Source organism: Klebsiella quasivariicola, from assembly GCF_002269255.1.
Classification (GTDB): Bacteria; Pseudomonadota; Gammaproteobacteria; order Enterobacterales; family Enterobacteriaceae; genus Klebsiella; species Klebsiella quasivariicola.
Window position 1 is genome coordinate 4,486,853 of sequence record NZ_CP022823.1, and the last position, 12,779, is coordinate 4,499,631.

Sequence of the window (12,779 nt, forward strand, 5' to 3'; positions counted from 1 at the left end):
TTTATTAGATAGTTTTTTCTTATGGTGACGCGATGAGCAACTCATTACCTGACACAGCCTCCCCTCTTCTGCCCGTCCCGCCGGAACATCCGGTGAGCTGGCCGCAGGGCGATCTGAACTGTGCTGCAATTAAGGCGCACATCGATACCTTCCAGCACTGGCTGGGCGAGGCGTTTGACTCCGGCATCGCCGCGGAGCAGCTCATTGCGGCGCGCACCGAATTTATCGACCAGCTGCTGCAGCGGTTGTGGATCGCCTGCGGTTTTGAATCCGTCAGCGACCTGGCGCTGGTCGCCGTCGGCGGCTATGGCCGCGGCGAACTGCACCCGCTCTCAGACGTCGATCTGCTGATCCTCAGTCGTAAAAAACTGCCGGACGACCAGGCGCAAAAAGTCGGCGAACTGCTCACCCTGCTGTGGGACGTCAAGCTGGAGGTGGGCCACAGCGTACGCACCCTCGAAGAGTGCCTGCTGGAAGGTCTGTCGGATCTGACCGTCGCCACCAACTTAATCGAATCGCGCCTGCTGATCGGCGACGTCGCGCTGTTCCTTGAACTGCAAAAACATATTTTTAGCGACGGCTTTTGGCCATCGGAAAAGTTCTTCGCCGCCAAGGTCGAAGAGCAGAACGTCCGTCATCAGCGCTATCATGGCACCAGCTATAACCTGGAGCCGGACGTGAAAAGCAGCCCCGGCGGCCTGCGCGACATCCATACGCTACAGTGGGTGGCCCGCCGTCATTTTGGCGCCACCTCGATGGATGAGATGGTCGGTTTCGGCTTTCTGACCGAAGCCGAGCGCAATGAACTCAATGAGTGTCTGCACCAGCTGTGGCGTATCCGCTTCGCGCTGCATCTTGAGCTCACGCGCTATGACAACCGTCTGCTTTTCGACCGCCAGCTCAGTGTGGCCCGCCGGCTCGGCTATGAAGGCGACGGCAACCAGCCGATTGAGCATATGATGAAGGACTTCTTCCGTGTCACCCGCCGGGTGAGTGAGCTGAACCAGATGCTGCTTCAGCTGTTTGAAGAGGCCATTCTCGCCCTGAGCGAGGATGAAAAGCCGCGTCCGATAGACGATGACTTCCAGCTGCGCGGCACCCTTATCGATCTGCGTGACGACACGCTGTTTATTCGCGAACCGCAGGCCATTCTGCGCATGTTTTATATGATGGTGCGCAACAGCACTATCACCGGCATCTACTCCACGACGTTGCGCCATCTGCGCCATGCCCGCCGCCATCTGACCCAACCGCTGTGCTATATCCCGGAGGCACGCACGCTCTTTCTCAGCATGCTGCGCCACCAGGGGGCGGTAAGCCGTGGGCTATTGCCGATGCACCGCCACAGCGTGCTGTGGGCCTATATGCCGCAGTGGTCGCATATTGTCGGCCAGATGCAGTTCGACCTGTTTCACGCCTATACCGTCGATGAGCACACTATCCGGGTGATGCTCAAGCTGGAGAGCTTTGCCAAAGAAGAGACCCGCAGCCGCCACCCGCTGTGCGTGGAGCTGTGGCCGCGCTTAACGCACCCGGAGTTGATTTTAATCGCCGCCCTGTTCCATGACATCGCCAAAGGGCGCGGCGGCGACCACTCGATCCTCGGCGCGCAGGATGTGCTGAAGTTTGCCGAGCTGCACGGGCTGAACTCCCGCGAGACGCAGCTGGTCGCCTGGCTGGTGCGTCACCATCTGCTGATGTCGGTCACCGCCCAGCGGCGCGACATTCAGGATCCGGAGGTGATTAAGCAGTTCGCCGAGGAGGTGCAAACGGAAAATCGCCTGCGCTATCTGGTGTGTCTGACCGTCGCCGATATCTGCGCCACCAACGAAACCCTGTGGAACAGCTGGAAGCAGAGCCTGCTGCGCGAACTCTATTTCGCCACCGAGAAACAGCTGCGTCGGGGCATGCAAAGTACCCCGGACATGCGCGAACGGGTGCGTCATCATCAGCTGCAGGCGCTGGCGCTGCTGCGGATGGACAATATTAATGAAGAGGCGCTGCATCAGATCTGGAACCGCTGCCGCGCCAACTATTTCGTGCGACATACGCCGACGCAGCTCGCCTGGCACGCCCGCAACCTGCTGCGTCACGATCTGAATAAGCCGATGATCCTGCTGAGCTCGCAGGCCACCCGCGGCGGTACGGAGATTTTTATCTGGAGCCCGGATCGCCCTTATCTGTTCGCCGCGGTGTGTGGCGAACTGGATCGTCGCAACCTCAGCGTCCACGACGCGCAGATCTTCACCACCCGCGACGGTATGGCGATGGATACCTTTATCGTCCTCGAACCCGACGGCAGTCCGCTTTCCGCCGACCGCCACGAGGCGATCCGCCAGGGTCTGGAGCAGACCATCACTCAGCGCAGCTGGCAGCCTCCGGCCCCGCGTCGTCAGGCGGCAAAGCTACGCCATTTTTCCGTGGACACCGAGGTGAATTTCCTGCCGACCCATACCGATCGAAAATCGTTTCTGGAGCTGATTGCGCTCGATCAGCCAGGGCTGCTCGCCCGCGTCGGCCAGGTGTTCGCCGACCTCGGCATATCGCTTCACGGGGCGCGAATTACGACAATTGGTGAGCGAGTAGAAGATTTATTTATAATCGCCACCGCCGACCGGCGTGCCCTTAATAATGAGCTGCAACAAGAAGTGCAACAACGGTTGACAGCGGCCCTCAATCCAAACGATAAAGGGTGACGTATTTTTTTTAGTGAATGGAAAGAAACAATGCAGCAGTTACAGAACGTTATTGAGTCCGCCTTCGAGCGTCGCGCCGACATCACGCCGGCCAATGTGGATACCGTGACCCGCGAAGCGGTTAATCAGGTTATCGCCCTTCTGGATTCCGGCGCGCTGCGCGTCGCTGAGAAGATCGACGGTCAGTGGGTGACGCATCAGTGGCTGAAAAAGGCGGTACTGCTCTCTTTCCGTATTAACGATAACCAGGTTATCGATGGTGCGGAAAGCCGCTACTTCGATAAAGTGCCGATGAAATTCGCTGACTATGACGAAGCGCGTTTCCAGAAAGAAGGTTTCCGCGTGGTGCCGCCGGCCGCGGTGCGCCAGGGTGCGTTCATCGCCCGCAACACCGTGCTGATGCCCTCCTACGTTAACATCGGCGCCTACGTTGACGAAGGCACCATGGTTGATACCTGGGCCACCGTCGGTTCCTGCGCGCAGATCGGTAAAAACGTGCACCTGTCCGGCGGCGTCGGCATCGGTGGCGTACTGGAGCCACTGCAGGCGAACCCGACCATCATCGAAGATAACTGCTTCATCGGCGCACGCTCTGAGGTGGTTGAAGGGGTGATTGTCGAAGAAGGTTCCGTCATCTCCATGGGCGTTTACCTCGGTCAGAGCACCAAAATCTACGATCGCGAAACCGGCGAAGTCTTCTACGGCCGCGTACCGGCTGGCTCGGTGGTGGTCTCAGGCAACCTGCCGTCGAAAGATGGTAAATACAGCCTGTACTGCGCGGTGATCGTGAAGAAAGTCGATGCCAAAACTCGCGGCAAGGTCGGCATTAACGAACTGCTGCGTACCATCGACTAAAGCAAATAAAAAGCGGGAGATATCCCGCTTTTTTTATATTTGATGCTGGCGAGAATGGATTTTTTCGTTAATTATTCAATGGTTATGATGCTATCAAAGGTACCGTTATGTACGATAATCTGAAAAGTCTTGGCATTACCAACCCTGATGAGATCGATCGCTATAGCCTGCGGCAGGAAGCTAACAACGACATTCTGAAAATCTATTTTCAGAAAGACAAAGGCGAATTCTTCGCCAAGAGCGTCAAGTTCAAATACCCGCGTCAGCGCAAAACCGTGGTTGCCGACGGCGTCGGCCAGGGCTACAAAGAGGTCCAGGAGATCAGCCCCAATCTGCGCTACGTTATCGATGAGCTGGATCAGATCTGCCAGCGCGATCGCACTGAAATCGATCTCAAGCGTAAAATCCTCGACGATTTACGTCATCTGGAAAGCGTGGTCACCAATAAGATCAGCGAAATTGAAGCCGATCTGGAAAAGCTCACTCGTAAGTAAGCGCATCCCCGGGCTGGCGGTTTTCCTCCGCTACAGACAACACGCATCGTCCAGGCCGGGTAACGCTACCCGGCATTTTTTGCCTAACGCCTTAGCGTTGTTCATCCAGCTGCAGCGCGATATACAGCAGTAGCCTGTCGTCAAAGCTCCCGAGATCGAGGCCGGTCAGCTCCGAGATACGGTTCAGCCGGTATTCCAGCGTATTCCGATGAATAAACAGCGCCTTTGACGTCGCCAGCGGCTGCACGTTATGGCGAAACCACGCCTGCAGCGTCCGCCGCAGCAAACCGTTGTTATCCATTGCCTTCAGACGCGCCAGCGGACGGGCCAGCTCATTGGCCTGCCAGCCGCCGCGCAGGCTGTCGAGCAACACCGGCAGCATCAGATCCTGATAGAAATAACTACGGCTCTCCGGCATCCTCTGCTTGCCAACCATCATCGTCGTGCGTGCGGTACGGTAAGAGCGGGCGATACTTCCTGGGCCGGTGAAGAAGTTGCCCAGCGCCACGCGAAAGCGCAGCTGGCCATTCTCTTTCATCCTGGCGATAAGCTGCTCGACGCGCCGGACGTGATCGTCAGCGTCCCAGCGGCCAAAGCTGTTCAGCGCCGGTTTCAGCACCACCATTTCCGTGAGCGAGACAATGGCGACCAGATTATTGCGATCGGGGGTGGTCAGCGCGTTCTGCAGCTGCTGCAGTTCAGCCATTGCGCTGTCCACGCCGAGCTGGCCGCTGTCCACCTCAATCATCGCCACCACCCGCGGCTGATTGAGATCGATGCCTAAACGCTGGGCCCATTCGTTCAGCGCCGGGGTATGCTCTTCCGCCTGAATCAGGTTCATCACCAGCTCTTCGCGCAAGCGGCTGTCCTGGGCCAGAAGATGCATTAGCCGCGACTGCTCCAGCATCATCTCAGCGGTCATGCACACCAGCTCGCCATATTTTCGCAGCGATTCCGGCTCGCCGGTCAGGCCGATCACCCCGACGATTTCACCTTCGAGACGCAGCGGCAGGTTGATCCCCTGGCGTACCCCGTGCAGATGGCGAGCGACCGCATCGTCGATATCCACCACCCGCCCCTGGGAAAGCACCAGCAGCGCGCCTTCGTGCAATTCACCAATCCTTTCCCGATCGCCGCTGCCGATAATCCGCCCGCGGGCATCCATCACGTTGATGTTGGTATCGATGATGCGCATCGTCCGCGCCACAATATCCTGCGCCATTTTGGTATCAAGATGCCAGCCAGCCATGTAATCCTCCCCCTTTGCAGGGCACCAGCATAAAAGAGTCATCGTTGTAGCGCATTGTGCATATGCACTAAGCCGGGGAGAGATATGTGGAGTTGTGGAAGCGGTCACAGAACGAAAAAAAGCCCCTGCCCTCGGCGAGGACAGGGGCTTGCGGATGGCGCTGACGGTTATTGCATCAGCAGGTAGATAGAGGTGTCGCCGCGCTGAATGTTCAGCGCCAGCACAGATGGTTTGGCATCGAAGATTTTCCGCAGATCGGCGATGTTTTTCACCGCTTGCTGGTTCGCACCGACGATGACGTCGCCTTTCTTCAGACCAATCTGTGCCGCCGGGGTACCGGCTTTCACATTATTGACCACCACGCCCTTATCCTGACCCTTATTGCTCATTTCCGCCCCTTCAATCCCGTTGAAGATGGTGCTGGAGTCAACCTGGGTCTGGTTGCTCTGCTGCAGTTCGACGGTAACGGTCACCGGTTTGCCGTCGCGCAGCAGGCCAAGCTCAACTTTGCTGCCGATAGGCATGGTGCCAACCTGGGCACGCAGCGCGGCGAAGCTGCTGATCGCTTTCCCGTTGAGGGAGGTGATCACATCGCCGGCTTTAATGCCCGCTTTCGCCGCTGCCGAACCTGGCATCACCTGGCTGACGAAGGCGCCGCGCTGGGCGTCGACTTTCATCGCTTTCGCCAGCTCAGAGTTCAGTTCGGTGCCCATAATGCCGAGCTCACCGCGCTTCACCTGGCCATATTTCACCATCTGCTCGGTCAGGTTTTTCACCATGTTGCTTGGGATAGCAAAACCGATACCGATGTTGCCGCCGTCCGGCGCCAGGATAGCGGTATTGATACCGATCAGCTCGCCGTTGAGGTTCACCAGCGCGCCGCCGGAGTTCCCGCGGTTAATGGCCGCATCGGTCTGAATAAAGTTTTCGTAGTTTTCCACGTTCAGGCCGCTACGGCCCAGCGCGGAGACAATCCCGGAGGTCACGGTTTCGCCCAGACCGAACGGGTTGCCGATAGCCACAGTATAATCACCGACGCGCAGCGCATCGGAGTCGGCAAGCTTAATCGCCGTCAGGTTTTTCGGATCCTGAATCTGAATCAGCGCGATATCAGAGCGCGGATCTTTGCCCACGACCTTGGCATCAAACTTACGGCCATCGCTCAGCTGAACCTTGATGGTGGTGGCATTGTCCACAACGTGGTTGTTGGTGACCACATACCCTTTGGCGGCATCAATAATGACGCCAGAGCCCAGGGCCATGAATTTCTGCTGCTGGCCGCCGTCAGGCTGACCGCCCTGTCCACCGCCCTGGCAAAACGGCGAACTCTGGAAAGGAGAACCATCCTGGCAGAACGGCGAGTTATCGCCAAAGAACTGCTGGAAGTTACGCGGCATCCGTGGCGTATTCACGGTGGTGCTGCCTTCGACGTTAATGCTTACTACCGACGGCATTACCTTCTCCAGCATTGGGGCCAGGCTTGGCATCTGCTGTGCATTAGTGGCCGAAGATGCCGTTTCTGCCGCGCTCGCAGAGAGCGGGGACAATGCCAGACCTAAACTCAGAGCCAGTGCACTCATTGCTAACGTGGTTTTTTTCATCAGTTTCAATCTCAATATCAGATAACGAAAGTTGCTGTGTACGTGACTATCAGAGTCATTTTATAGCGTTAAGTTCCGGAATTAAGTCTCTGGAAAAAGTAAAAATTTATTGTCCATCTTTACAAAACTCAGACCTATTCCACCGCCATCAGCCGCCGATATTCATCCCACGCATACAAATCCGTCATCCCGCTAATATAATCCTGAATCAGACGGCAGCGATAATAGTATTCCAGCACCGTAAATTCGGGCGCCGTGCGCGCCAGCTTATTTACCGCTTCAACATACGCCAGCCGATGGCGGGTCGAAAGTTTCTGATACAGTCGGGAGGCAATGGGTAAACGCCGTACCCGCTCCTGCGCCACTAATTCGCTGAAATCCTCCAGCGATAATTTCAGCAGCGGCTGATAGATATCCAGCAGGCCGCTAATCACCCGGTAGCCCTGCAATTCAAGCTGTTCAACATCCGGATGGCTAAAGACCTGTTTCATCGCCACATTTTTATAGAGTTCCAGCAGCTGGCTGCAATCGCTGTCGTCCTCGAGCAGCGCGTGATTAAAGTCTCCCGTGAAAATGGCCGGCAGATTATCAATAAATCGGCGCGCCGCGTAGGGCACCAGCTTATTCAGCGTATTCACCCGCAAATACATAAAAAACTGATCTTCCGCGCTCTGCTTCAGGGAATTGGCTCGCGATTTCTCCCAGGCGTTTTCTACTACCTGTGAGAATAACGATCCTTTTTCATGGCGACCCCAGGCGTCATAAAGATGCTGATAGAGCTGCTCTGCGCTAAAAATACGTTTTTCCACCGCGTCTTCAAGATCTGCGACGCAATATGAGATGTCATCCGCAGCTTCCATAATCCAGGTTAATGGGAATCGATTGTAAGGCGCCAGATCCAGTTCTTTACGCAGGCGCGCCACATACTCTTCTTCGGCCAAATAATAACCCGGCTTCTTCATTAAATAACTGTGGCTGGCAGGCGTCGCCTCGGACCACCACGCCGGACGAGTATATTTCAGAATACAGCCCACCTGCGCCCACGTTAGATTCATCCTCATCAGCGTATGCACCAGGCGAATGCCCTGCGCGTTCCCCTCAAAGCAGCAAAGGTCCTGGCGCACTTTGCGCCGCAGCGTATTGAGCGCCGTTTCTCCGTCATGCAGCCGTAATGCCTGCACTTCGCAACGATCGTCGGTCAGCGGTTGTCCAAGCGCATCGCCAGGGGCCAGCCGCTGGCGGAACCAGTCGTTAATCGCCGCCTCGCCAAAATGGCCAAACGGCGGATTGCCGATATCGTGCATCAGGCAGGCCATCTCCACCACGCTCTCGAATGGCCCGGTCAGTTCTTCCAGACCATACTCTTCCAGCAGCTTCTGCTCTTTCAGCCGGCTCAGCACCTCTTTGGCGATATAGCGGCCCACCTGCTGCACCTCCAGCGAGTGGGTCAGGCGGGTGCGCACCGCCGCGTTTCGTTCCAGCGGGAAGACCTGGGTTTTTTGCTGCAGGCGGCGAATTGCCGGTGAGTTGACGATCCGTCCCCGATCGCTTTCGAAGATCCGCAGGATGTCACGCTCCGTCTCCACCCGTGGCGGTGAACGGAAGCGTCGACGCCAGTTTATCTTGTTGCGAAAATCAATCTTTGCCATAGCCTCTCCCGCGCGAGCAATACGCTTCCCCTTAAGCGCATGATAGACTATGCAACTAAACCTGACACATCGCGAGTAAATCTATGAAAATTGGCATTATTGGCGCTATGGAAGAGGAAGTTACCCTTCTGCGCGACAAAATCGAAAACTGCCAGACTATCACCATTGGCGGGAGCGAAATCTACACCGGCCAACTTCACGGCGTTGACGTCGCTCTGCTGAAGTCTGGTATCGGGAAAGTGGCGGCGGCCATGGGCGCGACCCTGCTGCTGGAGCGTTGCCAGCCAGACGTGATCATTAATACTGGTTCTGCCGGCGGCCTCGCGCCGACGCTGAAGGTTGGCGATATCGTCGTCTCCGACGAAGCGCGCTACCACGACGCCGACGTCACCGCCTTCGGTTATGAGTACGGCCAGTTGCCGGGCTGCCCGGCGGGCTTCAAAGCGGACGAAAAACTGGTGGCCGCTGCAGAGAGCTGCATTAACGCGTTAGATCTCAACGCCGTTCGCGGCCTGATCGTCAGCGGCGATGCCTTCATTAACGGTTCCGTTGGTCTGGCGAAGATCCGCCATAATTTCCCGCAGGCGATCGCCGTGGAAATGGAAGCGACCGCCATCGCCCACGTCTGCCATAACTTTAAGGTTCCCTTCGTGGTGGTTCGCGCCATCTCCGACGTGGCCGACCAGCAGTCCCACCTCAGCTTTGAGGAGTTCCTTGCGGTCGCCGCCAGACAGTCCACCCTGATGGTGGAGAATCTGGTACAGAACCTGGCACGTGGCTAAGTCGTTATCCTTCGCGCTTGCCGCGCTGCTGTTACTCGCCCCGGCGTGGCTGCTGGCCGCGCCGCGGGTGATTACCCTCTCCCCTGCCAATACCGAACTGGCCTTTGCTGCCGGGATCACGCCGATCGGCGTCAGCAGCTATTCCGATTATCCTCCGCAGGCCAAAACCATCGAACAGGTTGCCAGCTGGCAGGGAATGAATCTGGAGCGCATCGTGGCGCTCAAGCCAGACGTGGTGCTGGCCTGGCGCGGGGGCAATGCCGAACGCCAGGTTAACCAGCTGCAGTCGCTGGGTATTCACGTCCTGTGGGTGCAGACCTCAACGATCGAAGAGATTATTGCCACCCTGCGTCAGCTGGCGCAGTGGAGCCCGCAGCCGGAAAAAGCGCAACAGGCGGCGCAGACAATGCAGCAGGAATACGATGCGCTGAAAGTGCGCTATGCCAACGCGCCGAAGAAACGCGTCTTCCTGCAGTTCGGCTCTACGCCGCTGTTCACCAGCGGCCCCGGCTCGATTCAGGATCAGGTGCTGAGACTGTGCGGCGGCGAAAATATCTTCGCCACCAGCCGTGTTCCCTGGCCGCAGGTGAGTCGCGAGCAGGTACTGGCTCGCCAGCCGCAGGCGATTGTAGTGACCGGCGACGCCAGCCGCGCTGCCGATGCCCAGCGCTTTTGGCAACATCAGCTCACCATTTCGTTGATTGCGTTACACAGTGACTGGTTTGAACGCGCAGGCCCACGTATTATCCTCGCTGCCAAACAACTTTGTACGGCGCTCGACCAGGTAAAATAACCTCCGGTAACCCGGATGCTCAGTGGGAATCAACGATGCTTGTCTATTGGCTGGATATAATTGGTACGGCCGTTTTCGCGATCTCCGGCGTTCTGCTGGCCGGAAAATTACGCATGGACCCGTTCGGCGTGCTGGTATTAGGTGTGGTGACGGCAGTGGGCGGCGGGACCATTCGCGACATGGCGCTGGCGAATGGCCCGGTGTTCTGGGTCAAAGATCCCACCGATCTGGTGGTGGCGATGGTCACCAGCATGCTGACCATCCTGCTGGTCCGCCAGCCGCGCCGGCTGCCAAAATGGATACTGCCGGTTCTTGACGCTGTCGGTCTGGCGGTGTTTGTCGGTATCGGCGTGAATAAAGCCTTTCTCGCCGGCAGCGGCCCGCTGGTGGCCGTGTGCATGGGCGTGGTAACCGGCGTGGGCGGCGGCATTATTCGCGACGTACTGGCGCGCGAAATACCCATGATCCTGCGTACCGAGATCTACGCTACCGCCTGTATTGTCGGCGGTATTGTCCACGCTACGGCGCACGACACCTTTCACCTGCCGCTGGAGAATTCGGCAATGATGGGGATGGTGGTCACCCTGGCGATCCGTCTGGCGGCTATCCGCTGGCATCTGAAGCTGCCGACGTTTGCGCTGGACGATAACGGACGCTCATAAAAGCAAAACGGTAACCTTAAGGTTACCGTTTTTAGGGTTTGCTCCCTCCCGCTGGGGAAGAGTTCGCTTTAAACGCTGAACGAGGAGCCGCAGCCGCAGGTGCTTTTCGCGTTCGGGTTGGTCACGATAAAGCGCGAACCTTCCAGCCCTTCGGTATAGTCGACAGAGCCGCCGACCAGATACTGCAGGCTCATCGGGTCAACCACCAGGCCGACGCCCTGTTTCTCGATGGTCATATCCCCTTCGTTCACCTGATCGTCAAAGGTGAAGCCATACTGGAAACCGCTGCAACCACCGCCGGTGATGTACACGCGTAGTTTCAGGTTCGGATTATCTTCATCCGCAATCAGGTGTTTTACTTTGTTGGCTGCGGCTTCGGTAAACTCCAGCGGCAACGCTACGTCATCACTCATTTTTTGCTCCCATTGATACTTCCGGCCGGTTAAAGAATAACCGGACCTTTTGAGCCATTATCTAATACCCTGGTAAATCGTTCAAGTATTCTCCCGGGGTGCTTGCTGCGCTTTTGCCGCCTGCTCGGCCTCCTGCTTCGCCAGAGTCCGTTGCAGAATGGTCGAATACAAAGGATTACCGCCGAGGAATTGCGCCAGTAGTGTTGCGCCAAGGCAGGTAATAATCATTGGCAAAATGAGCTGATAGTTATCGGTCATCTCCAGCACCAGCACGATCCCGGTCAGCGGCGCACGCACCGAGGCGGCGAGCAGCGCCCCCATCCCGGCAATGGCGAAAGTGCCGGCATCCAGATGATAGGCGGGGAACAGCGGAATCGCCGCCATGCCGAACGCCGTGCCCAGCAGCGTGCCGAGCGCCAGCATCGGCGCGAAAATGCCGCCCGGCGCACCGGAAGAGAAGCAGATTAGCGTGGTCACCACGCGGGCAATAAAGATAAACAGCAGCAGGCCGACGGAGAAGTTACCGGCAGCGGCGATAGGGATCAGGTTAAAGCCGCCGCCCACCGCGGAGGGCTGCATCAGCCCCAGCAGACCGCAGAGCCCGCCGATTAATCCGCCCATCAACACCCATTTTTTGATGTTGCCACCGTGGAGGCGCTGAAACAGGTCCTGGGTGCGCAGCACCAGAAAATTAAACAGTGGACCAAAGCAGCCAAACAGCATGCCCAGCACCAGATACAGCCACAGGGTGTTCACCGGGGCGTTGCTCAGCTTGCCCACCTCAATGATCGCCGCTTCGCCGTTGAAAATACGAAACACAATGCTCGACATGATCACGCCGGTAAACACCGCTTTAATAGAGATCAGGTTGTAGCGGAACTGCGGGCGCATCTCTTCGATGATAAACAGAATCCCGGCCAGCGGCGCGTTAAAGGCCGCCGAAAGCCCCGACGCCGCACCGGTCGCCAGCAGCGTGTGCCGCGCCTCCGGGCTGCGCATGCGGAAAACGTCCAGCACCATGCGCCCAATGTTGCCGCCAAGCTGCACCATTGGCCCTTCGCGACCCAGCACCATCCCGGCGCCGAGCGTCCCCATGCCGCCGATGAACTTCACCGGCAGCACGCGCCACCAGCGCACCGGACGCAGCTCCTCCAGCGCCCCTTCGATCTCCGGGATACCCGACCCGCCAGCCTCTGGCGCGAAGCGGCGCACGAGGAAATAGCCAACCATCGCCAGCAGCGCCGACAAGATAAACGCCAGCGGCCAGACCAGATACCAGTGATCCGCGACCTGCGCCAGCGCACCAATCCGCTGGTTCTGCACCCAGTTCACGCTCTTTTCAAAAGCGACGCCCACCAGCCCCGCCAGTGTGCCGACCACCGCCGCCATAAACAGGACTGCCAGCGGCGTTTTATCGCGCTGAATCAAACGGCGCACCGCATCGCCGCGACGCACCCGCACGAACTGATGTGCTTCAAAAGAGGGAGTTTCTGCTTTCATGCCATTATCAATTATTGGTAATACAAATGAGGAGAGAGGCATTTTAGCCGTCCCGGCGCACTGCGTCGTCAAAAAAATGCCCTTG

Annotated in this window: 11 protein-coding genes; 6 read left to right on the plus strand and 5 right to left on the minus strand. The window is 57.7% G+C overall.

Annotated features, from left to right (window positions below; translation table 11 throughout):
- The first annotated feature begins 32 nt into the window (after positions 1–32).
- The 3 genes from glnD (at position 33) to B8P98_RS22730 (ending at position 4,045) form a co-directional block, all read left to right on the plus strand.
- The gene (gene glnD, locus B8P98_RS22720) at positions 33–2,696 is read left to right on the plus strand and encodes a bifunctional uridylyltransferase/uridylyl-removing protein GlnD (RefSeq protein WP_095033427.1); all 2,664 of its coding nucleotides are present in this window, start codon (positions 33–35) and stop codon (positions 2,694–2,696) included.
- A gap of 30 nt (positions 2,697–2,726) precedes the next feature.
- The gene (dapD, locus tag B8P98_RS22725) at positions 2,727–3,551 is read left to right on the plus strand and encodes a 2,3,4,5-tetrahydropyridine-2,6-dicarboxylate N-succinyltransferase (protein ID WP_002889295.1); all 825 of its coding nucleotides are present in this window, start codon (positions 2,727–2,729) and stop codon (positions 3,549–3,551) included.
- Positions 3,552–3,658: 107 nt separating this feature from the next.
- On the plus strand, positions 3,659–4,045 hold the full coding sequence (locus B8P98_RS22730; RefSeq protein WP_002889292.1) for a DUF3461 family protein: 387 nt from the start codon (positions 3,659–3,661) through the stop codon (positions 4,043–4,045).
- 91 nt (positions 4,046–4,136) lie between these two features.
- Here B8P98_RS22730 and cdaR read toward each other — a convergent pair whose 3' ends face one another.
- From cdaR to dgt, 3 genes are all read right to left on the minus strand, one after another.
- A complete protein-coding gene (gene cdaR / locus B8P98_RS22735) occupies positions 4,137–5,294 on the minus strand; it encodes a DNA-binding transcriptional regulator CdaR (RefSeq protein ID WP_002889289.1) in 1,158 nt (385 codons plus the stop codon).
- A gap of 167 nt (positions 5,295–5,461) precedes the next feature.
- Positions 5,462–6,895, minus strand: a complete 1,434-nt coding sequence (degP, locus tag B8P98_RS22740; protein ID WP_025712337.1) for a serine endoprotease DegP — start codon at positions 6,893–6,895, stop codon at positions 5,462–5,464.
- A gap of 134 nt (positions 6,896–7,029) precedes the next feature.
- Entirely contained in the window at positions 7,030–8,544 is a 1,515-nt protein-coding gene (gene dgt / locus B8P98_RS22745; protein WP_025712336.1) for a dGTPase, read from the minus strand.
- A gap of 83 nt (positions 8,545–8,627) precedes the next feature.
- Between dgt and mtnN the strand changes: the two genes are divergently transcribed.
- From mtnN to B8P98_RS22760, 3 genes are read left to right on the plus strand one after another with little or no spacing between them, the layout of a single operon-like run.
- Positions 8,628–9,326 (plus strand): 5'-methylthioadenosine/S-adenosylhomocysteine nucleosidase, encoded by a 699-nt coding sequence (mtnN, locus tag B8P98_RS22750; protein ID WP_095033428.1) that lies wholly within the window; start codon positions 8,628–8,630, stop codon positions 9,324–9,326.
- The gene (gene btuF / locus B8P98_RS22755) at positions 9,319–10,119 is read left to right on the plus strand and encodes a vitamin B12 ABC transporter substrate-binding protein BtuF (RefSeq protein WP_025712335.1); all 801 of its coding nucleotides are present in this window, start codon (positions 9,319–9,321) and stop codon (positions 10,117–10,119) included. Before mtnN ends, btuF begins: the two co-directional genes overlap by 8 nt.
- A gap of 35 nt (positions 10,120–10,154) precedes the next feature.
- On the plus strand, positions 10,155–10,781 hold the full coding sequence (locus B8P98_RS22760; RefSeq protein ID WP_023292038.1) for a TRIC cation channel family protein: 627 nt from the start codon (positions 10,155–10,157) through the stop codon (positions 10,779–10,781).
- Positions 10,782–10,849: 68 nt separating this feature from the next.
- Here B8P98_RS22760 and erpA read toward each other — a convergent pair whose 3' ends face one another.
- Together erpA and clcA are read right to left on the minus strand one after the other, a co-directional pair.
- Positions 10,850–11,194: an iron-sulfur cluster insertion protein ErpA gene (gene erpA, locus B8P98_RS22765; RefSeq protein ID WP_002889275.1), complete on the minus strand. Its 345-nt coding sequence runs from the start codon at positions 11,192–11,194 to the stop codon at positions 10,850–10,852.
- Between the two features lie 81 nt (positions 11,195–11,275).
- Complete coding sequence (gene clcA, locus B8P98_RS22770) at positions 11,276–12,694, minus strand: H(+)/Cl(-) exchange transporter ClcA (RefSeq protein WP_095033429.1); 1,419 nt, start codon at positions 12,692–12,694, stop codon at positions 11,276–11,278.
- Positions 12,695–12,779 lie beyond the last annotated feature (85 nt).